This window comes from Achromobacter sp. Marseille-Q4954 (genome assembly GCF_943737025.1).
GTDB classification, from domain to species: domain Bacteria; phylum Pseudomonadota; class Gammaproteobacteria; order Burkholderiales; family Burkholderiaceae_B; genus Achromobacter; species Achromobacter bronchisepticus_A.
This window is the reverse complement of the sequence record NZ_CALSFQ010000001.1, coordinates 451,614-473,062: the sequence shown is the minus strand read 5'-3', so window position 1 is coordinate 473,062 and position 21,449 is coordinate 451,614. Positions and strand designations below refer to the sequence as shown.

Sequence of the window (21,449 nt, the reverse complement as noted above, 5' to 3'; positions counted from 1 at the left end):
AGGGCGACATGACGACATGACTTGCACGGTCGGGTTTTTCAATAGCGTTCCCATCGCAGTGCTGTTCGTGACGGTGGGCTTGGGATACCTGATCGGCAAGCTCAAAGTCGGGCCGATCCAGCTGGGCGGAGTGTGCGGAACACTCATCGTCGCCCTGCTGATCGGCCAGACCGGCTGCCAGATGCGCGGCGACCTGAAGGAAGTCGCCTTCGCCCTGTTCATATTCGCGATGGGGTACTCGGGCGGGCCGCAGTTCTTCGCCAACCTGAACCGCTCCAGCCTGCGCTATATCGCGCTGCCGCTGATCGAAGCCTTGCTGGTGCTGGCGATCGTGCTGACCGCGGTGCCGCTGTTCGGCCTGGATGCGGGAACGGCGGCGGGTCTTGCGGCAGGCGCGGCGACTGAATCGGCCGTGGTCGGGACGGCTGCCGAGGCGCTCAAGCACCTGGGCCTGGCGGACGCCGAGGTCCAGCGCATGGAAGCCAACATCGCCACGGCCTATACGCTGACTTATCTGGTCGGCTTGATCAGCATCGTGTTCTTCACCAGCCAGATCGCCCCGGCGCTGCTGCGCATGAATCTGCGCGAAGCCTCCAAGGCGCTGGAGGAAAAGCTCGGCGTGGCGGCCGGCGAAGGCGAAGAATCGAACATGCCCACCTTGCCGCGGCTGGTGGGACGCTCGCACGTGGTCAAGGACGCGGATGGCAAAAGCGTGGCTGAAGTGGAGGCCGCGCTGGGCGGACGCACGGTCATCAGCCGCATCCTGCGCAATGGCGAGGCAGTCGACGCCACGCCCGGCGACACGCTGGCCACGGGCGACATCGTGGTGGTGCTGGGCCTGCGGCGCTTCGCGCTGCGCGCGGGTTCCGTCATCGGACCCGAAATCCAGCTGCCGGAGGCGCACGCCGACGACTTGCAGCTGAGCGAGCTGGCCGTCATCGTCAGCAAGAAGACCGTCAACGGCCATACCGTAGGCGAACTGGCGAAGCGGCCCAACGCCCAACGCGCGCGCGGCGTGTTCCTGCAGTCCATCGTACGCTCCGGCCATTCCTTGCCGATCACGCCAGCCACCGTGGTGCAGTATGGCGACCTGGTGACGCTGGTCGGCGCCGAGCCCGAACTGTCCCAGGCCGGCGCGGCGCTGGGCAACGAGTTGCGGCGCAGCGGCGTGACCGATCTGGTGTTCCTGGCTTTCGGCATTCTGGCCGGCTTGCTGATCGGCAGCCTGAGCGCGCGGCTCTGGGGCATCCCCGTGTCGCTGGGCAGCGGCGGCGGGGCGCTGGTCAGCGGCCTGGTCTGCGGCTGGATCAACGCCAAGCGGCCCTCGATAGGCCACATGCCGGACCATGCCGTGCAGTTGCTGAAGGATCTGGGGCTGGCGGTGTTCGTGGCTTGCGTGGGCTTGTCGGCGGGTCCGGAAGCCATCGCGCTGATCCGCGAGCATGGCGCGGTGCTGCCGCTCATCGGCCTGCTGGTGTCGTTGGGGCCTGCCTGCCTGTCGCTGTGGCTGGGCCACAAGATCCTGAAGATCGAAGGTCCCTTGCTGGTCGGCGCCATCGCCGGTCAGCACGTCAGCACGCCGGCCATCAGCGCCATCCTGACCTCCAGCGGCAGTTCAGTGCCGCTACTTGGCTACACGGTGACGTACGCCATCGCCAACGTGCTGCTGCCGGTGCTGGGTCCGATCATCGTGTCGCTGGCGCATCATCTGAACTAGGGGGCGTCGAGAGACCCTGGCGGGCATAGGGTTTAAGATAGGCCAAACAATATGAAGACGGCCTACCCACGGAGACACCATGCCCTACGTAACCCCGCTGCAGGACTTCCGCTTTGCCTTGAAGCTGGCAGGACTTGATGACGTCCTGAAACTGCCCGGCTTCGAAGAAGTCACGCCGGATCTGGTGGACGCCATCCTGGAAGAGAACGGCCGCTTCGTCGAGCAGGCCGTGGCGCCATTGAACGTGCCAGGCGATACGCAGCCGCCGGTCTGGAAAGACGGTAGCGTCACCACTACCCCGGGCTACGCGCAGGGATTCAAGGATTACGCCGCGGGCGGCTGGCAGGGCTTGCAGCATCCGGTGGAGTGGGGCGGGCAGGGCCTGCCCAAGCTGGTCGCGGCGGCGCCGGGCGAGAACATCCAGGCGGCCAGCCTGGCGTTTTCCTTGTGCCCCATGCTGACGGACGGCGTGATCGAGGCCTTGCTGACGGTCGGGTCGGACGCGCAGCGCAAGCAATACGTGCCGCAGCTGATCGGTGGCAAGTGGACCGGCACGATGAACCTGACCGAACCGCAGGCCGGTTCGGACCTGGCCCAAGTCGCGACGCGGGCGGTGAAGCAGGAAGACGGCAGCTACCGGCTGACGGGCCAGAAGATCTTCATCACTTATGGCGACCATGACCTGGCCGAGAACATCATCCACCTGGTGCTGGCGCGTACGCCGGACGCGCCGGCCGGCGTCAAGGGGATTTCGCTTTTCATCGTGCCCAAGTTCCTGGTGCAGGCCGACGGCACACTGGGCAGGCGCAACGACGTCTGGTGCGCATCACTGGAGCACAAGCTGGGCATCCATGGCAGTCCCACCGCCGTGCTCATGTACGGCTCGGGCAAGGACGAGGTGGGCGAGGGCGCCATCGGCTATCTGGTCGGCGAGCAGAACCGCGGCCTGGAGTACATGTTCATCATGATGAATGCCGCCCGCTATTCGGTGGGGCAACAGGGCATAGGCGTGTCCGAACGCGCCTGCCAGCATGCCCTGGCCTATGCGCGCGAGCGCGTGCAGGGCCGCGCCGTGGAAGGGTCGCCCGGCCCCGTGGCCATCGTGCGCCATCCGGACGTGCAGCGCATGCTGATGACCATGAAGGCGTTGACCGAGGCGGCGCGCGCCGTGTCCTACGTGACCGCGGCCGCGCACGACAAGGGCACGCATCATCCCGATCCCGAGCAGCGCTCGCGCAACCGGGCTTTCTACGAATACATGGTGCCCATCGTCAAAGGGTTCTCGACCGAGACCGCGGTCGAGGTCGCGTCCCTGGGCCTGCAGGTGCACGGCGGCATGGGCTACATCGAGGAAACCGGGGCCGCGCAGTACTACCGCGATGCGCGCATCCTGCCCATCTACGAAGGCACGACCGCGATCCAGGCCAATGACCTGGTCAGCCGCAAGACCCAGCGCGACGGCGGCGCCACCGCCCATGCCGCGATCGCGGCGATGCGGGAGACGCTGCGCGCGGTGGAGAACGAGGCCACGCGTGCGTCGGCGGACGATCGCGAGGGACTGCGCCTGCTGCGCGACAACCTGGACAGCGCCATCCAGGCCTACGAGGCCGGCGTGGCGTTCATCCTGGAGCAATCGCCGACCAACATCAGGGCGGTCTACGCCAGCAGCGTGCCCTATCTGATGCTGGCCGGCGTGGTGCACGGCGGCTGGCAGATGGCGCGCGCCGTGCTGGCCTGCCGGCGCCACCTGGCGGCCGGATCCACCGATCCGTTCTACGGGGCCAAGCTGGCGACTGGATTGTTCTATGGCGCCCACATCCTGCCGCGCGCGCTGGCCTTGTCGGCCGCGGTGCGGGCCGGGGTGGTGGCGGACGCCTGCGGCGCCAGCTTGAATATTGCATAAGGTTATATGACTTGCGTATTTCCCCAGCTACAGGTTTGATGGAAGAATCGTTTCACAGGCGCTGGCCTGCGCCATGAAACGCTTTTCCTGCGCCGCCCGCAGCGACGGGCGGCCAGCCCCCCACCTGCATCCGCACACAGGAGACACCATGAGTCATCTACGCCTGGGCGACACCGCCCCTGATTTCGAACAGGAATCTTCGGCAGGGCCGATCCGCTTCCATGAGTATCTGGGCAACAGCTGGGGTGTACTTTTCTCGCACCCGGCCGATTTCACGCCCGTCTGCACCACCGAACTGGGCTACACCGCCAAGCTGGCCGACGAATTCGCCAAGCGCAACGTGAAGGTGCTGGCGCTGTCCGTGGACGGCACCGATTCGCATACCAAGTGGATCGAGGACATCAACGACACGCAGTCCACCAAGGTCAACTTCCCGATCCTGGCCGACAAGGACCGCAAGGTGTCCGAGCTCTACGACATGATCCATCCGAACGCCAACGCCACGCTGACCGTGCGCTCGGTGTTCATCATCGACCCCAACAAGAAGGTGCGCCTGACCATCACGTATCCGGCCAGCACCGGCCGCAACTTCAACGAGATCCTGCGCGTCATCGACTCCCTGCAGCTGACCGACAGCCACAGCGTGGCCACGCCGGTGAACTGGGAAGATGGCGACGACGTGATCATTGTTCCGTCCTTGCAGGATGAGGCCGTGATCAAGCAGAAATTCCCGAAGGGCTACAAGGCCGTGCGTCCCTATCTGCGCATTACGCCTCAGCCGAATAAGTAAATTCGGCAATCGAAGGGGCTGGACCCTCTTCGCAACCGCCGCCTGCCCCTTGGGGAGGCGGCGGCTTTTTATTGGGCGCGCCTGGGGGCAAGGGAGATTTCCATTGTTGGGACGCTGGTCCTATATGCCTGCGAGCGATGAGCAACCAAATAATGATTCGTTCCGTTCAGAACGCCCAGCCAGCACACTTGCTCCCACATTGCCGAACACAGGGAGCATGGGATGTCTTTCAGGAAAGCCGGTTGGTTGGCCGCCTTGGCCGCATTGACGATGTCGTTTGCCGCGATTGCGCCGGCGCAGGCGCAGCAGAAGCAGACGCTCCTGAATGTCTCATATGACCCGACCCGCGAGCTGTATCGCGCCATCGACGATGCGTTCATCAAGCAATATAAGGAAAAGGCCAACGTCGACCTGACCATCCGCCAATCGCACGGCGGTTCGGGCCGTCAGGCGCGCTCTGTCATCGACGGGCTGGAAGCCGACGTGGTGACGCTGGCGCTGGCCTATGACATCGACGCGGTCGCCGACCGCGGGCTGCTGCCGGCCGATTGGCAGGCCCGCCTGCCGCAGAACAGCTCGCCGTATACCTCCACCATCGTGTTCCTGGTGCGCAAGGGCAACCCCAAGCAGATCAAGGACTGGGACGACCTGGTCAAGGACGGCGTGCAGGTCATCACGCCCAACCCCAAGACCTCGGGCGGGGCGCGCTGGAACTACCTGGCTGCCTGGGCCTATGCGCTGGAGAAGAACGGCGGCAGCGAGGAAAAGGCCCGCGCCTTCGTGGGCGACCTGCTCAAGCACGTGCCGGTGCTGGACACCGGCGCGCGCGGCGCCACCACCACCTTCGTGGAGCGCGGCGTGGGCGACGTGTTGCTGGCCTGGGAAAACGAGGCTTTCCTGGCGCTGGAAGAGCTGGGTCCGGACAAGTTCGACATCGTGGTGCCGTCTCTGTCTATCCTGGCCGAGCCGCCGGTGGCCGTGGTCGACAAGGTCGTGGACAAGAAGGGCACCCGTGCGGCGGCGCAGGCATATCTGGAATTCCTCTACACGCCCGCCGCGCAGGAAATCATTGCCAAGAACTACTACCGGCCCATCGACAAGACCGTGGCCGCCAGGTACGAAAGCAAGTTTCCCAAGGTCAAGCTCGTGACCATCGACGACAAGATCTTCGGCGGCTGGCGCAAGGCGCAGAAGGATCACTTCAGCGACGGCGGCACCTTCGACCAGATCTATCTGCCGCAAAAGAAATAAGCACTTGATGATCGGACGACGGCCATGACGACAGCCTCGAACCCGGCGGCAAACGGCGCGCAAGCGCCTTTTGCCTTTCGGCGCAACAGCCCGGGCGTGCTGCCCGGATTCGGCATCTCGATGGGTTACGCGGTGCTGTACCTCAGCGTGCTCGTGCTTATCCCGCTGGCGGCCTTGCCGATCAAGAGCGCGAGCCTGGGCTGGCAAGGCTTCTGGGACGCGGTGACCGCGCCGCGGGTGCTGGCCTCGTACAAGCTGACCTTTGGCGCGTCGCTGATCGCGGCGCTGGTGAACCTGGTGTTCGGCACGGTGGTGGCCTGGGTGCTGGTGCGCTACCGCTTTCCGGGCAAGAAGATCCTGGATGCGCTGGTGGATCTGCCGTTCGCGCTGCCCACGGCGGTGGCGGGCATCGCGCTGACCTCGCTGTATTCGCAGAAGGGCTGGCTGGGCGGGCCGCTGGCCGACTGGTTCGGTTGGAAGGTGGCGTTCACGCCGCTGGGCATCGTGATCGCGTTGATCTTCATCGGCGTGCCGTTCGTGGTGCGCACGGTGCAGCCGGTGCTGGAAGACGTCGAGCGCGAAATCGAGGAGGCCGCGGCCAGCCTGGGCGCCAACCGCTGGCAGACCATACGTCGGGTGCTGCTGCCCATCATCATGCCCGCCTTGATGACCGGCTTCGCGCTGGCGTTTGCGCGCGCGGTGGGCGAGTACGGTTCGGTGGTGTTCATCGCCGGCAATATGCCCATGGTGTCCGAGATCACGCCACTGCTGATCATCGCCAAGCTCGAGGAATTCGACTACGCGGGCGCCGCCGCCATCGCCACGGTGATGCTGGTGCTGTCCTTCGCGCTGTTGCTCGTCATCAATCTGCTGCAGGGCTGGCAGGCCCGCCGCAACCTCGGGAGGCTCGCATGAGCGCCGCGGACCGTCCCGCCCATCTGACCGAGCCGCGCTGGGTGCGCGGCGTGCTGCTCTTCATCGCGCTGGGATTCCTGGCGCTGTTCCTGCTGGTGCCGCTGGCGGCGGTATTTGCCGAAGCCTTCAAGAAGGGCTGGCAGTTGTACCTGGACGCCATCGTCGAGCCGGACGCGCTGTCCGCCATCCGCCTGACGCTGCTGGTGGCGGCCATTGCGCTGCCGGTGAACCTGGTGTTTGGCGTCGCCGCGGCCTGGGCGATCACCAAGTTCCAGTTCCGCGGCAAGCAGTTCCTGATCACCTTGATCGACCTGCCGTTCTCGGTGTCGCCGGTGGTGGCCGGCCTGGTATTCGTGCTGCTGTTCGGCACGCAGGGCTGGTTCGGCGGCTGGCTGCAGGCGCACGACATCAAGATCGTCTACGCGGTGCCGGGCATTGTGCTGGCCTCGCTCTTCGTGACCTTTCCGTTCGTGGCGCGCGAGCTGATCCCGCTGATGCAGGCGCAAGGCAGCGAAGAAGAGCAAGCCGCGTTGACCCTGGGCGCCAACGGCTGGCAGATCTTCTGGCGCGTCACGCTGCCGAACATCAAGTGGGGCCTGCTGTACGGCGCCATCCTGTGCAACGCGCGGGCCATGGGCGAGTTCGGCGCGGTGTCGGTGGTGTCCGGGCAGATCCGCGGCCTGACCAACACCATGACCCTGCACGTCGAGATTCTCTACAACGAATACCAGTATTCCGCGGCGTTCGCCGTGGCGTCGTTGCTGGCCCTGCTGGCGCTGGTGACGCTGGTGGCCAAGAACATCGTCGAGTGGCGCAACGCGCGCTTTCAACAGGCCGCCGACCTGCCGGTCGAGTATCCCGGCCAGCCGGCCGCCATCAAGCCGGCGCTGGCCTGACGCGGCGGCCTGACAGGAGATAAGCATGAGCATCGAAGTCCGCAATCTATCCAAGCGCTTCGGCCAGTTCCGCGCGCTGAACGACGTCTCGCTGCATATCGAGACGGGCGAGCTGGTCGCGCTGCTGGGTCCGTCGGGCTGCGGCAAGACCACGCTGCTGCGCATCATCGCGGGGCTGGAGTCGGCCGATTCCGGCAGCGTGCTGTTCGCGGGCGAAGACGCCACCGCGGTGGACGTGCGCCAGCGCCAGGTTGGTTTCGTGTTCCAGCACTACGCGCTGTTCAAGCACATGACGGTGTTCGAGAACGTGGCCTTCGGCCTGCGCGTCAAGCACCGTTCGCAACGTCCCTCGGAGGACGTGATCCAGCGCAAGGTGCATGACCTGCTGGGACTGGTGCAGCTGGACTGGCTGGCGGACCGCTATCCCGCGCAACTCTCCGGCGGCCAGCGCCAGCGTATCGCCCTGGCGCGCGCGCTGGCCGTCGAGCCGCGGGTGCTGCTGCTGGACGAGCCCTTCGGCGCGCTGGACGCCAAGGTGCGCAAGGAATTGCGGCGCTGGCTGCGCCGCCTGCATGACGAGCTGAACGTGGCCAGCGTCTTCGTCACCCATGACCAGGAAGAAGCGCTGGAAGTGTCGGATCGCGTGGTGCTGATGAACTCGGGCCGCATCGAGCAAGTCGGCACGCCGCGTGAGGTCTGGGAAGAGCCGGCCACGCCCTTCGTCTACGGCTTCCTGGGCGACGTCAACCAGTTGCAGGGCTTTGCCACGCGCGGCATCTGGAACGGCGCCGGCCTGTCCTTGCCCGCGCCGGAGCTGGCGCACGCCGAAGCGCAACGCGCCACCGCCTACGTGCGGCCGCACGAGTTCGAGGTCGAACGCTATCGCGCCGGCGCGGACGGCATCCCCGTGCGCCTGGCGCACGCCTTTCTTGCGGGCCCCAGCGCCTATCTGGAGCTGGCCAGCGAGGATTCCGACGCCATCATCGAAGCCGAGGTGCCCGAGTCGCTGTACCGGGAACTGGGCCTGCGCGATGGCGAAATACTGTTGGCGCGTCCGCGGCGGGCGCGCATTTTCGCGACGCAATCATGAGCACTACCGATCTTTTGCCTGAACTCGAACCGGGCCTGGCCGCGCGCTGGCGCGATCTGGGCGAGCGCCTGGCCGATGTGCAGCGGCGCTACCCGGACGCGGCGCTGGCGTCCTCGCTGGCGGCCGAGGACATGCTATTGACGCACGCCATCTACAGTGCCAGCCTCGACCTGGAAGTCTTCACGCTGGACACGGGCCGGCTGCACGCCGAAACGCTGGGCGTGCTGGACGCCGTGCGCGAACGCTACGGCCGCGAGGTCACTGTGTACCGGCCGGTGGCGGCCGCGGTCGAGCAGCACGTCGCCGAACATGGCGCCTACGCGTTCTATGAAAGCGTGGAACTGCGCAAGGCCTGTTGCCAGATCCGCAAGGTCGAGCCGCTCAAGCGCGCGCTGGCCGGACGCGGCGCCTGGATCACAGGGCAGCGGCGGGCGCAATCCACCACCCGCGGCGAACTGCCGCTGGAAGAAGAGGACCAGGCTTTCGGCCTCTACAAGTTCAATCCGCTGGCCGAATGGAGCGAAGACGAGGTCTGGTCCGCCATCCGCGCGCTGGGCATTCCATACAACCCGTTGCACGACCAGGGCTACCCGTCCATCGGCTGCGAACCCTGTACCCGAGCCATCCGTCCCGGCGAAGACCTGCGGGCAGGGCGCTGGTGGTGGGAGTCGTCGGATTCCAAGGAATGCGGCCTGCATGCGGGCAACCGGGTCATCAGCATCGCGGCGCGCGCCGATTGATGCGGCCCACGAATTCGAAATCTGTTTTAGGGGAAGTGCATATGTCTGCAGTGATCCAACGCAGCCACCTGGATTGGCTGGAATCGGAAGCAATATTCATCCTGCGCGAGGTGGCCGCCGAAAGCGAGAAGCCCGTGCTGCTGTTCTCGGGCGGCAAGGACTCCGTGGTGCTGTTGCGCCTGGCCGAGAAGGCCTTCCGGCCGGGGCGTTTTCCGTTCCCGCTGATGCACATCGATACCGGCCACAACTTCGACGAAGTGATCGCCTTCCGCGATGCGCGCGCGGCCGAGCTGGGCGAGACCCTGATCGTGCGCAGCGTCGAGGACTCCATCGCGCGCGGCAGCGTGGTGCTGCGCCGCGAGACCGACTCGCGCAATGCCGCCCAGGCGGTGACGCTGCTGGAGGCGATCGAGGAATTCGGCTTTGACGCCTGCATCGGCGGCGCGCGCCGCGACGAGGAAAAGGCCCGCGCCAAGGAACGCATCTTCTCGTTCCGCGACGAGTTCGGCCAATGGGATCCGAAGGCGCAGCGCCCGGAACTCTGGAACCTGTTCAATACCCGCGTGCATCGCGGCGAGAACATGCGCGTGTTCCCGATCTCGAATTGGACCGAGCTGGACGTCTGGCAGTACATCCAGCGCGAGCAGCTGGCGCTGCCGTCGATCTACTACAGCCACCAGCGCGAGGTCGTGCGCCGCAAGGGTCTGCTGGTGCCGGTCACGCGGCTGACCCCGCCGCAGGATGGCGAACAGGTCGAACGCCTGCAGGTTCGGTTTCGCACGGTGGGCGATATCTCCTGCACCTGCCCGGTGGCGTCGGATGCCGCCGACACCCGGGCCATCATTGCCGAAACCGCGGTGACCGACATTACCGAGCGCGGCGCCACGCGCATGGACGACCAGACTTCCGAGGCCTCGATGGAGCGCCGCAAGAAAGAAGGCTATTTCTGATCGCATGACACGCCGGCATTCGCCGGCGACCAGGAACGCACATGAACGCACTCAATGATTCTTTTCTTTCCGGCGCCGACACGGGCGTGCTGCGCCTGATTACCGCAGGCTCGGTGGACGACGGCAAATCGACGCTGATCGGCCGCCTGCTGTACGACAGCAAAGGCGTGTTCGCCGACCAGCTGGACGCGATCTCGCGCGCCAAGCACAAGCGCGTGGCGGGCGACGGCATCGACTTTTCGCTGCTGACCGACGGCCTGGAGGCCGAGCGCGAGCAGGGCATCACCATCGACGTGGCCTACCGCTATTTCTCGACGCCCGCGCGCAAGTTCATCATCGCCGACGCGCCGGGCCACGAGCAGTACACGCGCAACATGGTCACGGGCGCGTCGACCGCCGACGTGGCCGTCATCCTGATCGACGCCACCCGCGCGGCCGACGGCGTGCTGTTGCCGCAGACCAAGCGCCACAGCACCATCGCGCGCCTCTTGGGCATCCGTCACATCGTGGTGGCGGTCAACAAGATGGACCTGGTGGACTGGGACCGCACGGTGTTCGAGCGCATCCGCGACGCCTACGCCGACCTGGCGGGCAAGCTGGGCATCGAGCACTTCGACGCGCTGCCGCTGTCGGCGCTCAACGGCGACAACGTCGTCACGCTGTCGCCGCAAACGCCCTGGTACGAAGGACAGCCCTTGCTGGCCTTGCTGGAGTCGCTGGACCTGGCAAGCGATGGCCGCGCCTTGCCGTTGCGCTTTCCGGTGCAATGGGTGGCACGCCATGACGGCAGCCGCAAGGATGACTTCCGCGGCTATGCCGGCCGCGTCGCAAGCGGCGTGCTGCGGCCGGGCGACGAGATCACGGTGCAACCCTCGGGCGTGACGGCAGTCGTGAGCGAAGTGCGCGCCTTCGACCGCGCGCTGGATGAAGCAGTGGCGGGCGACTCGATCACGCTGGTGCTGGACCGCGACGTGGACGTGTCGCGCGGCGATGTGATCGTGCGTGCGTCGGCGCCGGCGCAGGTCGCGCGGGAATTCGAAGCCGAGCTGTGCTGGCTCGATGCGCAGGCCTTGAATCCCGCACGCAAGTATCTGCTGAAGTCGGGCACGCGCCTGACCTCGGCGAAGATACGCGCGGTGCTGTCGCATCGCGACATCCACGAACTGCAGGAAGTGGAGAACACCGAGGGCACGCTGCGCATGAACGATATCGGACGCGTCACGCTCACCACGCGCGAGTCGCTGGCGGTCGATCGCTATGCCGATGTGCCCGCGACCGGCGCATTCATTCTGATCGACGAAGCCACGCATCAGACCGCTGCGGCAGGTATGTTGCGCTAATCCGCAAGAGGCCGGAAAACAACGGGCTTCCTGCCCCCGCAGAACCTGTTGTTTTTCTGCTAGATCCAGTATTGGTGCGGGTTTCCAGGCGATCTCGCCTGGTGAAAACGATTTGTCCGGACGGCGCCGGCGTCTTGCGGTAAAGTGGGGCTGTCTTACGAAAAGGCTTTTGGTGCTTGTCAAAACCACTGTGTTTTTGTACAGTAGTTTTCATGGCACGCACCGATCATTCTTTTCCCGCCGGTTCTGGGTCCCCGGCTGCCGCCCCCGCCGCCTTGCGCGGTCGGGGTGCGGTTACTAATGTTCGGCATCGCTTTCAGCGCGATGACCGCGTGCAGGTCGACGACGGCTGGTCTTCCTCCGGTCTGCCCGCCGACTTCGTAGACTCCGTCCCCGATAATTTCCCCGAAGCTGCCGCCGGCGAGCAAGCCGCCCGCGTCATTCCCATCGTGCCGGATGCGCGCATTGCGCCGGCCGCTCCCAAGACCACGGTCACCGCCGAAGAAGCGCGCAAGATGCTGTCGCGCAACGATTCGCCCGACATCCCCTTCGACGTGGCGGTAAATCCGTACCGCGGCTGCGAGCATGGCTGCGTCTATTGTTATGCCCGGCCCACCCATTCCTACCTGGGCCTGTCGCCCGGGCTGGACTTCGAAACCCGGCTGGTGGCCAAGGCCAATGCGGTAGAGGCCCTGCGCGCCGAACTCGCGCGGCCAGGCTACAAGCCGTCTCCCATCAACATCGGTTCCGCCACCGACGCCTACCAGCCCATCGAACGCGAATGGCGGCTTACCCGCGGCCTGCTCGAACTGATGCTGGAAACCCGCCATCCGCTCACCATCGTCACCAAGAACGCGCTGGTCGCCCGCGACCTGGACCTGCTGGCCGCCCTGGCCGAGCAGAAGCTGGTGGTGGTGTACATGAGCATCACCACACTGGACGCCGGCATGGCCCGCACGCTGGAACCGCGCGCCGCCGCACCGTGGCGCCGGCTGGAAGCGGTACGCAGCCTGACCGACGCCGGCGTGCCGGTGGGCGTGCTGGTGGCGCCCATCATCCCGTTCATCAACGACGAGTCCATGGAGCACATCCTCCAGGAGTCCAAGGCGGCCGGCGCGCACTATGCCAGCTACACCGTCCTGCGCCTGCCCTGGGAGGTCAAGACCCTGTTCGAGGACTGGCTCAATGCCCATTTCCCGGACCGCGCCCAGCGCGTCCTGCATCGTATCGAAGACCTGCGCAACGGCCGCCGCAACGATCCCAATTTCGGGTCGCGCATGCGCGGGACCGGCGTCTGGGCCGATCTGCTGCGTCAGCGCTTCACCATCGCCACGCGCAAGCTGGGCTTGAACCGCCATCGCCTGGCGCTGGACTGCGACCGTTTCCTGCCTCCCGCCGCCGCCGCGGCGAAGGCTGCCGATTTCCTATCCCCGGCTGGCGCGCAAGCGTCTTCAGGGGTCCCTTTTCCCGCCGTATCGCCCGCAGCCGGCGGCGCGCACGGGCGCGTAGCGCGCCAGTTGCAAGCCATGGCCGCAGGCCAGTTGTCATTGTTCGATTGACCGCCGGCTGCCGCCGCGCATGCCTGCCGGGGGGCTATGCCCTGGCGCTGGACCGTCTTTCCTAGGAGTTCCCATGAACACCGCTGATATTTCCGTCTTGTCGGATGAACTCGTCGTCACCCTGAACCCGCTGCGCCGCGGCACGAACCGCGCCCGCGCCTGGTGCGCCAGGGTCGCCGGCATGGCGCTGCCCTGGAATACATCCGCAGCCGATGTCGAACCGCGCCGCCGCACGCGGCCCGGTTCCGCCCCGGCTCGCTGGCCGTTCCCGCCCGCGCCCGCCGAAGCCGGGGCGCTGGCTGGTCCGGCAGTCGCCGCGCCGATGTCCGCGCCCGCAGCGCCGGTCGTACCGGTCGAGGCCGCGGTTGCCGCCACGCCTGCCGCCGCGCCTGCCGCCGCGCGCGAGCGCAGCCTGGGCAACGCCACGGTGGAACCCGTAACGGCGCAGGTGACCATGAAGGCCATGGTGATCGATGTGGTGATGGTGCTGGCCTGGGGCGCGATCATCCCCGGCCTGATGTGGCTGGGCGCGGCCGCCGGATTCTGAGCGGCCCTATGCCCGGCGGTAGCCGGCAGGCCGGGCGTAAGCGGTAGGTACGCGCCAGCCCCGCCAGCCGCAGTGGCCAGGAGCGGTGCCCGTCAGCTTGAACCGAGCAGAATGACACCCGCCAGGATGGCCATACAACCCGCCAGCCGGCCCGGTCCGACTTTTTCGCGCAGCAGGAACATGCCGGCCAAGGTGCCGAGCATCATCGACATTTCCCGGGCAGGGGCGACCAGGCTCAGCGGCGCGCCGTTGCGCAGCGCATACAGCACCAGGATGTAGCCCAACGGCGACAGCAGGCCCACGGCCAACGCCAGATGCCAGTGCCCGCGCATGGCCTCCCAGGCCTGGGGGCGGCGGCGCAGCATGTGGGGGGCCATCATGGTCGTGCGGGTCACGCAGGTAAACCAGTCGAACAGCACCGGGCTGATCAACAACACTTTCACGCCATAGGCGTCGACGACGGTATAGGCCGCGATGAACAGGCCGATCACCACGCCCCAGCGCACGCCGACCCAGGCCTGGGCCTGCTTGAAAATGGCCAGGCGGCCCTGGGTCGCGATCAGCAGCACGCCGCCCACCACGCAAAGCATGCCGATGATGCCGGTGCTGGTGGCGGGTTCGCCCAGCAGCAAAAAGGCGCCGGTGGTGGACAGCAGCGGGCCGGTACCTCGGGCGATGGGGTAGACGACCGACAGGTCGGCTACCTGATAGCCGCGCTGCAGGCACAGGCTGTAGCCCAGATGCAACAGGCTGGAAGTCAGGATGGCGCCGACCACGGGCCAGGTCCAGGTCATGCCGTCATGCATCAGCACCCAGATGACCCAGGGCGCATACAGCACGGAAGCGCACAGGCCATAGGCGAAGACAAAGGGAGCGCCCACCATGGCCGCGCGCTTGGCGAGCAGATTCCACGTGGCGTGGGCCATTGCCGCCAGGACGACCAATATCAGGGACGAATACGACATGAGGGAACAGCGTCAGATGACGTGTTTGTTACAGAAGACGGAAGGGTACTCCAAACCGCGAGAACCGGGGCCATGTTACCTGATGCCTGGAGCGATTTTTGGTGTAGAATCATTGGTTTGCCAAATCTCATCCTCTGCTTGCGGCACATGCAACGGGGGCTGGCCTTACCGCCATGGCCCGTGCAACACGCGACGGATGTGGGCTGCGTACTGCGCAGTCCTGCAGAAATCGCGTGAACAACATCGAACGGCAAAAGTTTTAGTCCGCAAAGACATGATGATCTAGGAGTTCTCATGAACCTTATCGCTATCCTGGAACAGGAAGAAATTGCCCGCCTGACCGGCGGTCAAGCCAAGCCTGAATTTGCTCCTGGTGACACCGTCATCGTGAGCGTGAACGTCGTTGAAGGCACCCGCAAGCGCGTGCAGGCTTTCGAAGGCGTCGTGATCGCCAAGCGCAACCGCGGCCTGAACTCCGCGTTCACCGTGCGCAAGATTTCGTCGGGTGAAGCCGTGGAACGTACGTTCCAGCTGTACTCGCCGCAAATCGCCGGCATCGAAGTCAAGCGCCGCGGCGACGTGCGCCGCGCCAAGCTGTACTACCTGCGCAACCGCTCGGGCAAGTCGGCGCGTATCAAGGAAAAGCTGGTCAGCAAGCAAGCCTCGGCGGCTTGATCGCTTATCGGCACACGGCCCTACCAGTGTCGGACGCTCACGCCATCCAGCGTTTTCGTTCGGCACGGGTTTCCGGGTTAAAAAGGCACCTGCGAGGGTGCCTTTTTCTTTTTGCAGAGCCTTTTGCAGAGCCGTATGTCTGATTCCTCGTCTTCTCCGCGGCCCCGGCGGCCGCTGGCGCGTCCCGGCTTCGATCCGGCGACGCAACCCTGGGTGGTCGCCAACGCGTCCTTGCCGGCCGTGCCCGCCAGCCTGTTGACCCCGGATTCGTTGCGGGGCACGCTCAGCCAGCCGTCCACCTGGACGCTGGAGCTGTCGCGCGACACCGACCTGCGCTATCCGGGCCGCGAAGGCGTGCCCGTGCCGGCGGCGGTGCTGATTCCGCTGGTGACGCGCGACAACGGCGTCCACATCATGTTGACGCAGCGCGCCGCCCACCTGCATGACCATGCCGGCCAGATCAGCTTTCCGGGCGGGCGCATCGAAACCAGCGATTCCACGCCCGAGGCCGCGGCCTTGCGTGAAGCGCAGGAAGAAACCGGGTTGCCCGCCAACCACGTCGAAGTGCTGGGCAGCATGCCGCCGTATCTGACGGCGACGGGATTCTCCATCGTTCCGGTGGTGTCGCTGGTGCGTCCGGGCTTTGACCTGGCCCCCGATGCCTTCGAGGTGGCGGAAGTGTTCGAGGTGCCGCTGTCCTTCCTGATGGACCCCGCCAATCACAGGCTGTACGAAGCCCGCCTGGACGACGGCCGGGTGCGCCAGTACTACGGCATGCCTTACGGCAAGCATTTCATCTGGGGCGCGACCGCCGGCATGTTGCGCAACCTCTACCATCTGCTGCGCCACGGCTTCACGCCCCGTTGATCTTTGTTGCGCGCCGGCCTTGTCGGGTTTCTGGTTCGCGCCGCCAATGAATACGGCCCCATACCGGGGCCGTATTCATTGCGGGACCGCTCGGAGACGTCAGCGTCGGGCACCGGCGCAAGTGCCGAGGGGGCAAGACGCTAGTAGCGTTGTTGCCCCGCCAGGTTCTCTTCCAGGATGCGCTGGTACAAGGCATAGCGCGCCGGGTCGATCGCGCCCGCCTGCAGGGCCGCGACCACGCCGCAGCCAGGCTCCTGGCGGTGGGTGCAGTTGTAGAAACGGCACTGTTCGATGGGTTTGGTGAACTCCGGGAAGCCGCGGATGATGTCCTCGCGGCTCAGGTGCTGCAGGCCGAAGGCCTGGAAGCCCGGGGAGTCGATCAGGTCGCCGCCGGGAGCGGGCAGGTGATAAAGCCGCGTGCTGGTGGTGGTGTGCTTGCCCATGTCCAGCGCCGTGGAGTGTTCGCGGGTGGGGGCGGCGGCGTCCGGCACCAGGGCGTTGAGCAGCGTGGACTTGCCCATGCCGCTCTGGCCCAGCAGCAGGCTGGTGTGCCCGGCCAGGCGCGGCGCCAGCAGCGTATGCACTTTCTCGGGCTCCAGCGCGCTGAGTTCGATCACGTCCACACCCAGCGCGGCAATCGGCGCCAGCCGCGCGCGCGCCGCCGGCAGTTCGTCGGACAGGTCGGTCTTGTTGAGGATGATGATGGGCGCGATGTCCGCGCTCCAGGCGCCGGCCAGGGCGCGCCCGGTCAGGTCATCCGAAAACGTGGGCTGCACGGCGACGACGATCAGCAACTGGTCGACGTTGGAGGCGAACTGCTTGGAACGCATTTCGTCCGAGCGGTACAGCAGATTGCGCCGCGGCAGGATGGCGTCGATGGCGCCTTCGTCCTTGCCCTGGGGCGTGATGCGCACGCGGTCGCCCACGGCGGCGCCTGCCTTCTTGCCGCGCGGGAAGCACTTGCGCAGCGTGCCGTCGGCGAGTTCCACCGTGTAGTGGCGCCCGTGGGCGGCGATGATGCGGCCTTCGTTGGACGGCGCGGTCATGCAGCGGCCGCCGTCAGGTGGCGGATGCGCACGGCGGCGGGGGGATGGCTGTCGTAGAAGGCGGAGTGCACGGGGTCGGGAGTCAAGGTGGCGGCGTTGTCGTCGTAAAGTTTGACCAGCGCGGACACCAGGCGTTCCGGCGAGCTCTGTTCGGCCGCGTAGCGGTCCGCTTCGAACTCGTCGCGGCGCGAGTACCAGCTGGCCACGGGCGTGAGCATGAAAGTGAAGACGGGGATGACCAGGAAGAACAGCAGCAGCGCCATGGCGTCGTTGCGCCCGCCCAGTTGCGGCATGACGCCCAGTCCCACGTAGAACCAGGGCTGTTGCGAGATCCAGCCCAGGATGGCGAAGAACGCCAGCGCGGCGGCGAAGCTGAAGACGATGCGCTTGATGATGTGGCGCTTGGCGAAGTGACCGAGTTCATGCGCCAGCACGGCTTCGATCTCGTCGCCGTTCAGGCGCGCCAGCAGGGTGTCGAAGAACACGATGCGGCGCGAGCGGCCGAAGCCCGTGAAATAGGCATTGCCGTGGGCTGAGCGGCGCGAGCCGTCCATCACGAACAGGCCGTTGAGCGCGAAGCCGCAGCGCTGGGCCAGGCGCTGGATGCGGCCGGCCAGTTCCGGATCGGATAGCGGCGTGAATTTATTGAAGAGCGGAGCGATGAACATCGGGTAGACGATCAGAAGCGCCAGGTTGAACGCGGTCCATAGCGCCCAGGCCCACACCCACCAGTAGGCGCCCGCGCTGCCCATCAGCCATAGCACCGCGGCCGCCAGCGGCAGGCCCAGCACCGCCGCGACCAGCAGGCCCTTGACGGCGTCGGCGATGAACAGGCCGGGCGTCATGCGGTTGAAGCCGAAGCGCGCTTCCAGCTTGAACTGCCGCCACAGCGTGAAAGGCAAGCCCAGCAGGCCCAGCAGCAGCGCCACCACGACCAGCAGCAGCATCTGGCGCAGGAAGTCGTTGCTGGTAAGCTGGGCCACCATCAGGTCGATGAGCTGCAGCCCGCCCATCAGCGTCAGGCACACCAGCAGGATGGCGTCGTAGGTGCGTTCCAGCATGCCCAGCTTGACCCGCGCCACCGTGTAATCCGCCGCGCGCTGATGGCTGGCCAAGCCGATACGGTGGGAGAATTCAGACGGCACCTGGTCGCGGTTGCGCGCGACGTGGCGGATCTGGCGCGTAGCCAGCCACAGGCGCACGGCGATATCGGTCAGCAGGAAGGCAACGAACAGCAGTGTGAACATGGGCGATGTGGCGTGCTCAAGTGTAGGTATGTGCGAAAATCGCACGTTTTATAGGCAAATTATATGGCTGTGAACGAAAACCGCCTGGTTTGGCTGGACATGGAAATGACCGGCCTGGACCCTGAGAAAGAACGCATCATCGAAGTCGCCGTGGTGGTGACGGAACCCGACCTGACCGTCGTGGCCGAAGGCCCCGTGCTGGTGGTGCACCAGCCCGACAGCCTGCTCGACGCCATGGACAGCTGGAACAAATCCACCCACGGCAAGAGCGGCCTGATCGACAAGGTCAAGGCGTCGACGATTTCCGAGGCGCAGGCCGAGGATACGCTGCTGGCGTTTCTGGCGCAGCACGTGCCGGCAGGCAAGTCGCCGCTTTGCGGCAACACCATCAGCCAGGACCGCCGCTTCATGTTTGCTTACATGCCGCGCCTGGAGCAGTTCTTCCATTACCGCAACCTGGACGTGAGCACGCTGAAGGAACTGGCGCGCCGCTGGGCGCCGACCGTCTACAAGGGATTCGAGAAGAAGAGCCGCCACGAAGCGCTGGCTGACATCTACGAATCGATCGACGAGCTCAAGTACTACCGCGAACACTTCCTGAAGGTGTAAGCGGTCTTTCGCCATGCCTGCCGTCCCGTCCGCCTGCGAGCCGCTCATCGGGGAGCACCCGTCGATGGCGGCGCTGCGCGATCTGGTCGGCCGGGTCGCGCGCAGCAAGGCCAGCATCGTTCTCATCTACGGCGAAACCGGCACGGGCAAGGGGCTGGTCGCCCGCAACCTGCATGCGCAGTCGGCGCGCGCGGCCAAGGGCTATACCGAGATCAACTGCGCCGCCATCCCGGGCAACCTGCTCGAATCCGAATTGTTTGGCCATGAACGCGGTGCGTTCACCGGGGCGGTGGCGCGCAAGACCGGGCTGCTCGAAGCCGCCAACGGCGGCAGCGTGTTCCTGGACGAGATCCGCGAGCTGGATCCGGTCATGCAGGCCAAGATCCTGACCTTGCTGGACAGCCGGCGCTTCCGGCGCATCGGCGCGGTCCAGGAGGTTTCGGTCGATGCGCGTTTCATCGCCGCCACCAACAAGATCCTGCTGGGGGAAGTGCAGGCCGGCCGCTTTCGCGACGACCTGTATTACCGCCTGCAGGTGGTGTCGATCAACCTGCCGCCGCTGCGCGAGCGCGGCGATGACGTCATCGTGCTGGCGCAGCGTTTCCTGGAACGCTACAACGCCACCCACGGCAGCCGTTTTACCGTCATCGATCCCGAGGTGCGGCGCATTTTCAAGGCCTACGCCTGGCCGGGCAATGTGCGCGAACTCGGCAATCTGCTGGAACGGATCTGCATCCTGGAAGACGGCGACACGGTGCTGGCGCGGCACCTGCCGCAGCGCATCCTGCGCGAAGCCGGCAAGCCCGCGCCGGCGGCTTCGCCAGCCGCTGCCGGCACCTATGCCGAACTATCCGCGCAGTTCCAGCGCGGCCTGATCCGCGCGGCTTTGCAGGCCCAGGACGGCAATCTGGGGCGCGCCGCCGAGTCCCTGGGACTCACGCGGCACGCCCTGCGCCACCAGATGCTCAAGCTGGGGCTGGACGGTTAAAAGCTATTCCGCGCTGATGTTGTGCTTGCGCGCAATGCCTTGCCACAGGGCCAGTTCCTCGCGCACGCGCGTGCCGAATTCGGCGCTGTCCATGCGCGACGGCACGGTGCCGTCCAGATCCAGCAAGGCCTTCATTTCGGGCGACGCCGAAATCTCGACGAGCGCGGCGTTGAGCTTGTCGATATAAGGCTGCGGCGTGCCCGCTGGCGCGAACACGCCCACCCAGATCTGCACCGAATACCCCGGCAGCGCCTGCGCGGCCGGCGGCAGGTCGGGGAACGCCGCGGAGGGCGCTTGCGCCGTGGTGGCCAGCAGCTTGACCTTCTTGCCCTGCACCACGGGGGCCAGCGTGCTGTAGTTGGACAGCATGACGTGGATCAGCCCGCCGGCCAGGTCGGAGGCGGCGTTGGCCGCGCCCTTGTAGGGGACGTGGGTCATGTCCGTACCCGCGGCGTCGTCCAGCATGACGGTGGCCAGGTGCGCCAGCGAGCCGACGCCGGCGCTGCCGTAGTTCAGGGCGCCCGGCTTGCTGCGCGCCGCTTCCAGCAGCTGCTTCAACGAGGTGTAGGGCGTCTGCGCCGAGGCGGCGATGACCAGCGGACCCTGTCCTATCATCGCCACCGGCGCGAACTGCTTCAGCGGGTCGTAGGGCAGGTGCGGCTGGGTGGCGGCGGTGGTCAGGAAGGTCGACGAGGTCAGGAGCAGCACCGAGCCGTCCTTGGCCGAGCGGGCCACGTACTCGGAACCGATCGCGCCGGCCGCGCCGCCGCGATTTTCCACGATCACCGTGTTGCCGAGGCGGGCCGCGAGTTGCGGCGCGATCGCGCGGGCGATCGCGTCATTGCTGGCGCCGGCGGTGAACGGCACTACGATCTTGACCTGCTTGGGCACTTCCGTCTGGGCCGCTGCCGCGCCGGCCAGCAGGGATGCCGCCAGGAACAACGTTGTTTGCATTAGCGCTTTCATGATCGATTCTCTAGGAGAGCGGAGGTTGGAGCGGGCGCCGGACGCGGCGCCCGCGGCGTTCAGTCCGGCATGGGAACTGCGACGTCCAGCAGCGGCGCATACTGCTGCGCGCCGAAGATGTCGCCGTCGCCCGCGGACCCGCTGGGAGCCAGCCGGTAGATCGTGAACTTGATGGCCAGGCCGGGATCGTAATGCACGAAGTCCGATATGCGGCTGTCGTCGATGCGGTACAGGGCGGCCATGCTGGCGCGCGTCAGCGCGCCGGAGCGCTTGACCGCCTCGTAGGTCGCCGGCTCGCGGAAGATGATGTCGAAGGTGATCTTGTTCACGCCCGCGTTCTTGCTGCGGATGGTCTTGGCCAGGGTGCTGAGTTTCTGGGTGCTCATGG

21 protein-coding genes are annotated in these 21,449 nt (G+C 66.3%); 16 read left to right on the top strand and 5 right to left on the bottom strand.

The window, feature by feature from the left end; all coding sequences use genetic code 11:
• Nucleotides 1-16 precede the first annotated feature (16 nt).
• The 12 genes from aspT (at nt 17) to NGK62_RS02135 (ending at nt 13,698) form a co-directional block, all read left to right on the top strand.
• Nucleotides 17-1,717 carry an aspartate-alanine antiporter gene (gene aspT / locus NGK62_RS02190; RefSeq protein ID WP_118933405.1) on the top strand — a complete coding sequence of 567 codons (1,701 nt, stop codon included), beginning with the start codon at nt 17-19 and terminating at the stop codon, nt 1,715-1,717.
• Nucleotides 1,718-1,796: 79 nt separating this feature from the next.
• Entirely contained in the window at nt 1,797-3,620 is a 1,824-nt protein-coding gene (locus NGK62_RS02185; RefSeq protein ID WP_251877257.1) for an acyl-CoA dehydrogenase, read from the top strand.
• Nucleotides 3,621-3,768: 148 nt separating this feature from the next.
• Complete coding sequence (locus NGK62_RS02180) at nt 3,769-4,410, top strand: peroxiredoxin (protein WP_042792543.1); 642 nt, start codon at nt 3,769-3,771, stop codon at nt 4,408-4,410.
• A gap of 222 nt (nt 4,411-4,632) precedes the next feature.
• On the top strand, nt 4,633-5,661 hold the full coding sequence (locus NGK62_RS02175) for a sulfate ABC transporter substrate-binding protein (RefSeq protein ID WP_118933403.1): 1,029 nt from the start codon (nt 4,633-4,635) through the stop codon (nt 5,659-5,661).
• 24 nt (nt 5,662-5,685) lie between these two features.
• Nucleotides 5,686-6,576, top strand: a complete 891-nt coding sequence (gene cysT / locus NGK62_RS02170) for a sulfate ABC transporter permease subunit CysT (RefSeq protein WP_059379319.1) — start codon at nt 5,686-5,688, stop codon at nt 6,574-6,576.
• On the top strand, nt 6,573-7,472 hold the full coding sequence (cysW, locus tag NGK62_RS02165) for a sulfate ABC transporter permease subunit CysW (RefSeq protein WP_059379318.1): 900 nt from the start codon (nt 6,573-6,575) through the stop codon (nt 7,470-7,472). Before cysT ends, cysW begins: the two co-directional genes overlap by 4 nt.
• A gap of 25 nt (nt 7,473-7,497) precedes the next feature.
• Nucleotides 7,498-8,562 carry a sulfate/molybdate ABC transporter ATP-binding protein gene (locus tag NGK62_RS02160; protein WP_118933402.1) on the top strand — a complete coding sequence of 355 codons (1,065 nt, stop codon included), beginning with the start codon at nt 7,498-7,500 and terminating at the stop codon, nt 8,560-8,562.
• Nucleotides 8,559-9,302 carry a phosphoadenylyl-sulfate reductase gene (locus NGK62_RS02155; protein WP_251877255.1) on the top strand — a complete coding sequence of 248 codons (744 nt, stop codon included), beginning with the start codon at nt 8,559-8,561 and terminating at the stop codon, nt 9,300-9,302. The genes NGK62_RS02160 and NGK62_RS02155 overlap by 4 nt, the downstream gene beginning before the upstream one ends.
• Before the next feature lie 41 nt (nt 9,303-9,343).
• Nucleotides 9,344-10,252, top strand: coding sequence for a sulfate adenylyltransferase subunit CysD (cysD, locus tag NGK62_RS02150; protein WP_059379315.1), 909 nt, complete (start codon nt 9,344-9,346; stop codon nt 10,250-10,252).
• Between the two features lie 41 nt (nt 10,253-10,293).
• The gene (locus NGK62_RS02145; RefSeq protein WP_251877253.1) at nt 10,294-11,592 is read left to right on the top strand and encodes a sulfate adenylyltransferase subunit 1; all 1,299 of its coding nucleotides are present in this window, start codon (nt 10,294-10,296) and stop codon (nt 11,590-11,592) included.
• A gap of 212 nt (nt 11,593-11,804) precedes the next feature.
• The gene (locus tag NGK62_RS02140; RefSeq protein WP_251877251.1) at nt 11,805-13,151 is read left to right on the top strand and encodes a PA0069 family radical SAM protein; all 1,347 of its coding nucleotides are present in this window, start codon (nt 11,805-11,807) and stop codon (nt 13,149-13,151) included.
• 73 nt (nt 13,152-13,224) lie between these two features.
• Nucleotides 13,225-13,698: a hypothetical protein gene (locus NGK62_RS02135; protein WP_251877249.1), complete on the top strand. Its 474-nt coding sequence runs from the start codon at nt 13,225-13,227 to the stop codon at nt 13,696-13,698.
• A gap of 92 nt (nt 13,699-13,790) precedes the next feature.
• Here the strand turns inward: NGK62_RS02135 and NGK62_RS02130 are convergent, their stop codons facing one another.
• Nucleotides 13,791-14,663, bottom strand: a complete 873-nt coding sequence (locus NGK62_RS02130) for an EamA family transporter (protein ID WP_059379311.1) — start codon at nt 14,661-14,663, stop codon at nt 13,791-13,793.
• Between the two features lie 294 nt (nt 14,664-14,957).
• Here NGK62_RS02130 and rplS point away from each other — a divergent pair, with 294 nt between their 5' ends.
• Both rplS and NGK62_RS02120 read left to right on the top strand, forming a co-directional pair.
• Nucleotides 14,958-15,338, top strand: a complete 381-nt coding sequence (gene rplS / locus NGK62_RS02125; protein ID WP_006218237.1) for a 50S ribosomal protein L19 — start codon at nt 14,958-14,960, stop codon at nt 15,336-15,338.
• Between the two features lie 135 nt (nt 15,339-15,473).
• Nucleotides 15,474-16,205 (top strand): CoA pyrophosphatase, encoded by a 732-nt coding sequence (locus NGK62_RS02120; RefSeq protein ID WP_059379310.1) that lies wholly within the window; start codon nt 15,474-15,476, stop codon nt 16,203-16,205.
• A gap of 140 nt (nt 16,206-16,345) precedes the next feature.
• Here the strand turns inward: NGK62_RS02120 and rsgA are convergent, their stop codons facing one another.
• Together rsgA and NGK62_RS02110 are read right to left on the bottom strand one after the other, a co-directional pair.
• Complete coding sequence (gene rsgA / locus NGK62_RS02115; protein WP_118934202.1) at nt 16,346-17,251, bottom strand: ribosome small subunit-dependent GTPase A; 906 nt, start codon at nt 17,249-17,251, stop codon at nt 16,346-16,348.
• The gene (locus NGK62_RS02110; protein WP_059379308.1) at nt 17,248-18,498 is read right to left on the bottom strand and encodes a M48 family metallopeptidase; all 1,251 of its coding nucleotides are present in this window, start codon (nt 18,496-18,498) and stop codon (nt 17,248-17,250) included. The genes rsgA and NGK62_RS02110 overlap by 4 nt, the downstream gene beginning before the upstream one ends.
• Before the next feature lie 63 nt (nt 18,499-18,561).
• Between NGK62_RS02110 and orn the strand changes: the two genes are divergently transcribed.
• Both orn and NGK62_RS02100 read left to right on the top strand, forming a co-directional pair.
• The gene (gene orn / locus NGK62_RS02105; RefSeq protein WP_251877247.1) at nt 18,562-19,107 is read left to right on the top strand and encodes an oligoribonuclease; all 546 of its coding nucleotides are present in this window, start codon (nt 18,562-18,564) and stop codon (nt 19,105-19,107) included.
• Nucleotides 19,108-19,120: 13 nt separating this feature from the next.
• Nucleotides 19,121-20,095: a sigma-54 interaction domain-containing protein gene (locus NGK62_RS02100; RefSeq protein ID WP_059379307.1), complete on the top strand. Its 975-nt coding sequence runs from the start codon at nt 19,121-19,123 to the stop codon at nt 20,093-20,095.
• Nucleotides 20,096-20,098: 3 nt separating this feature from the next.
• Here the strand turns inward: NGK62_RS02100 and NGK62_RS02095 are convergent, their stop codons facing one another.
• Together NGK62_RS02095 and NGK62_RS02090 are read right to left on the bottom strand one after the other, a co-directional pair.
• Nucleotides 20,099-21,049 carry a tripartite tricarboxylate transporter substrate-binding protein gene (locus tag NGK62_RS02095; RefSeq protein ID WP_251877245.1) on the bottom strand — a complete coding sequence of 317 codons (951 nt, stop codon included), beginning with the start codon at nt 21,047-21,049 and terminating at the stop codon, nt 20,099-20,101.
• A 71-nt stretch (nt 21,050-21,120) separates the two neighbouring features.
• On the bottom strand, nt 21,121-21,447 hold the full coding sequence (locus tag NGK62_RS02090; RefSeq protein ID WP_013392433.1) for a DUF4387 domain-containing protein: 327 nt from the start codon (nt 21,445-21,447) through the stop codon (nt 21,121-21,123).
• Nucleotides 21,448-21,449 lie beyond the last annotated feature (2 nt).

Excerpts from the sequence above, each read along its gene's own strand:
- aspT (WP_118933405.1), top strand. The coding sequence starts at position 17 with ATGACTTGCACGGTCGGGTTTTTCAATAGCGTTCCCATCGCAGTGCTG.
- NGK62_RS02185 (WP_251877257.1), top strand. The coding sequence starts at position 1,797 with ATGCCCTACGTAACCCCGCTGCAGGACTTCCGCTTTGCCTTGAAGCTG.
- NGK62_RS02180 (WP_042792543.1), top strand. The coding sequence starts at position 3,769 with ATGAGTCATCTACGCCTGGGCGACACCGCCCCTGATTTCGAACAGGAA.
- NGK62_RS02175 (WP_118933403.1), top strand. The coding sequence starts at position 4,633 with ATGTCTTTCAGGAAAGCCGGTTGGTTGGCCGCCTTGGCCGCATTGACG.
- cysT (WP_059379319.1), top strand. The coding sequence starts at position 5,686 with ATGACGACAGCCTCGAACCCGGCGGCAAACGGCGCGCAAGCGCCTTTT.
- cysW (WP_059379318.1), top strand. The coding sequence starts at position 6,573 with ATGAGCGCCGCGGACCGTCCCGCCCATCTGACCGAGCCGCGCTGGGTG.
- NGK62_RS02160 (WP_118933402.1), top strand. The coding sequence starts at position 7,498 with ATGAGCATCGAAGTCCGCAATCTATCCAAGCGCTTCGGCCAGTTCCGC.
- NGK62_RS02155 (WP_251877255.1), top strand. The coding sequence starts at position 8,559 with ATGAGCACTACCGATCTTTTGCCTGAACTCGAACCGGGCCTGGCCGCG.
- cysD (WP_059379315.1), top strand. The coding sequence starts at position 9,344 with ATGTCTGCAGTGATCCAACGCAGCCACCTGGATTGGCTGGAATCGGAA.
- NGK62_RS02145 (WP_251877253.1), top strand. The coding sequence starts at position 10,294 with ATGAACGCACTCAATGATTCTTTTCTTTCCGGCGCCGACACGGGCGTG.
- NGK62_RS02140 (WP_251877251.1), top strand. The coding sequence starts at position 11,805 with ATGGCACGCACCGATCATTCTTTTCCCGCCGGTTCTGGGTCCCCGGCT.
- NGK62_RS02135 (WP_251877249.1), top strand. The coding sequence starts at position 13,225 with ATGAACACCGCTGATATTTCCGTCTTGTCGGATGAACTCGTCGTCACC.
- NGK62_RS02130 (WP_059379311.1), bottom strand. The coding sequence starts at position 14,663 with ATGTCGTATTCGTCCCTGATATTGGTCGTCCTGGCGGCAATGGCCCAC.
- rplS (WP_006218237.1), top strand. The coding sequence starts at position 14,958 with ATGAACCTTATCGCTATCCTGGAACAGGAAGAAATTGCCCGCCTGACC.
- NGK62_RS02120 (WP_059379310.1), top strand. The coding sequence starts at position 15,474 with ATGTCTGATTCCTCGTCTTCTCCGCGGCCCCGGCGGCCGCTGGCGCGT.
- rsgA (WP_118934202.1), bottom strand. The coding sequence starts at position 17,251 with ATGACCGCGCCGTCCAACGAAGGCCGCATCATCGCCGCCCACGGGCGC.
- NGK62_RS02110 (WP_059379308.1), bottom strand. The coding sequence starts at position 18,498 with ATGTTCACACTGCTGTTCGTTGCCTTCCTGCTGACCGATATCGCCGTG.
- orn (WP_251877247.1), top strand. The coding sequence starts at position 18,562 with ATGGCTGTGAACGAAAACCGCCTGGTTTGGCTGGACATGGAAATGACC.
- NGK62_RS02100 (WP_059379307.1), top strand. The coding sequence starts at position 19,121 with ATGCCTGCCGTCCCGTCCGCCTGCGAGCCGCTCATCGGGGAGCACCCG.
- NGK62_RS02095 (WP_251877245.1), bottom strand. The coding sequence starts at position 21,049 with ATGCAAACAACGTTGTTCCTGGCGGCATCCCTGCTGGCCGGCGCGGCA.
- NGK62_RS02090 (WP_013392433.1), bottom strand. The coding sequence starts at position 21,447 with ATGAGCACCCAGAAACTCAGCACCCTGGCCAAGACCATCCGCAGCAAG.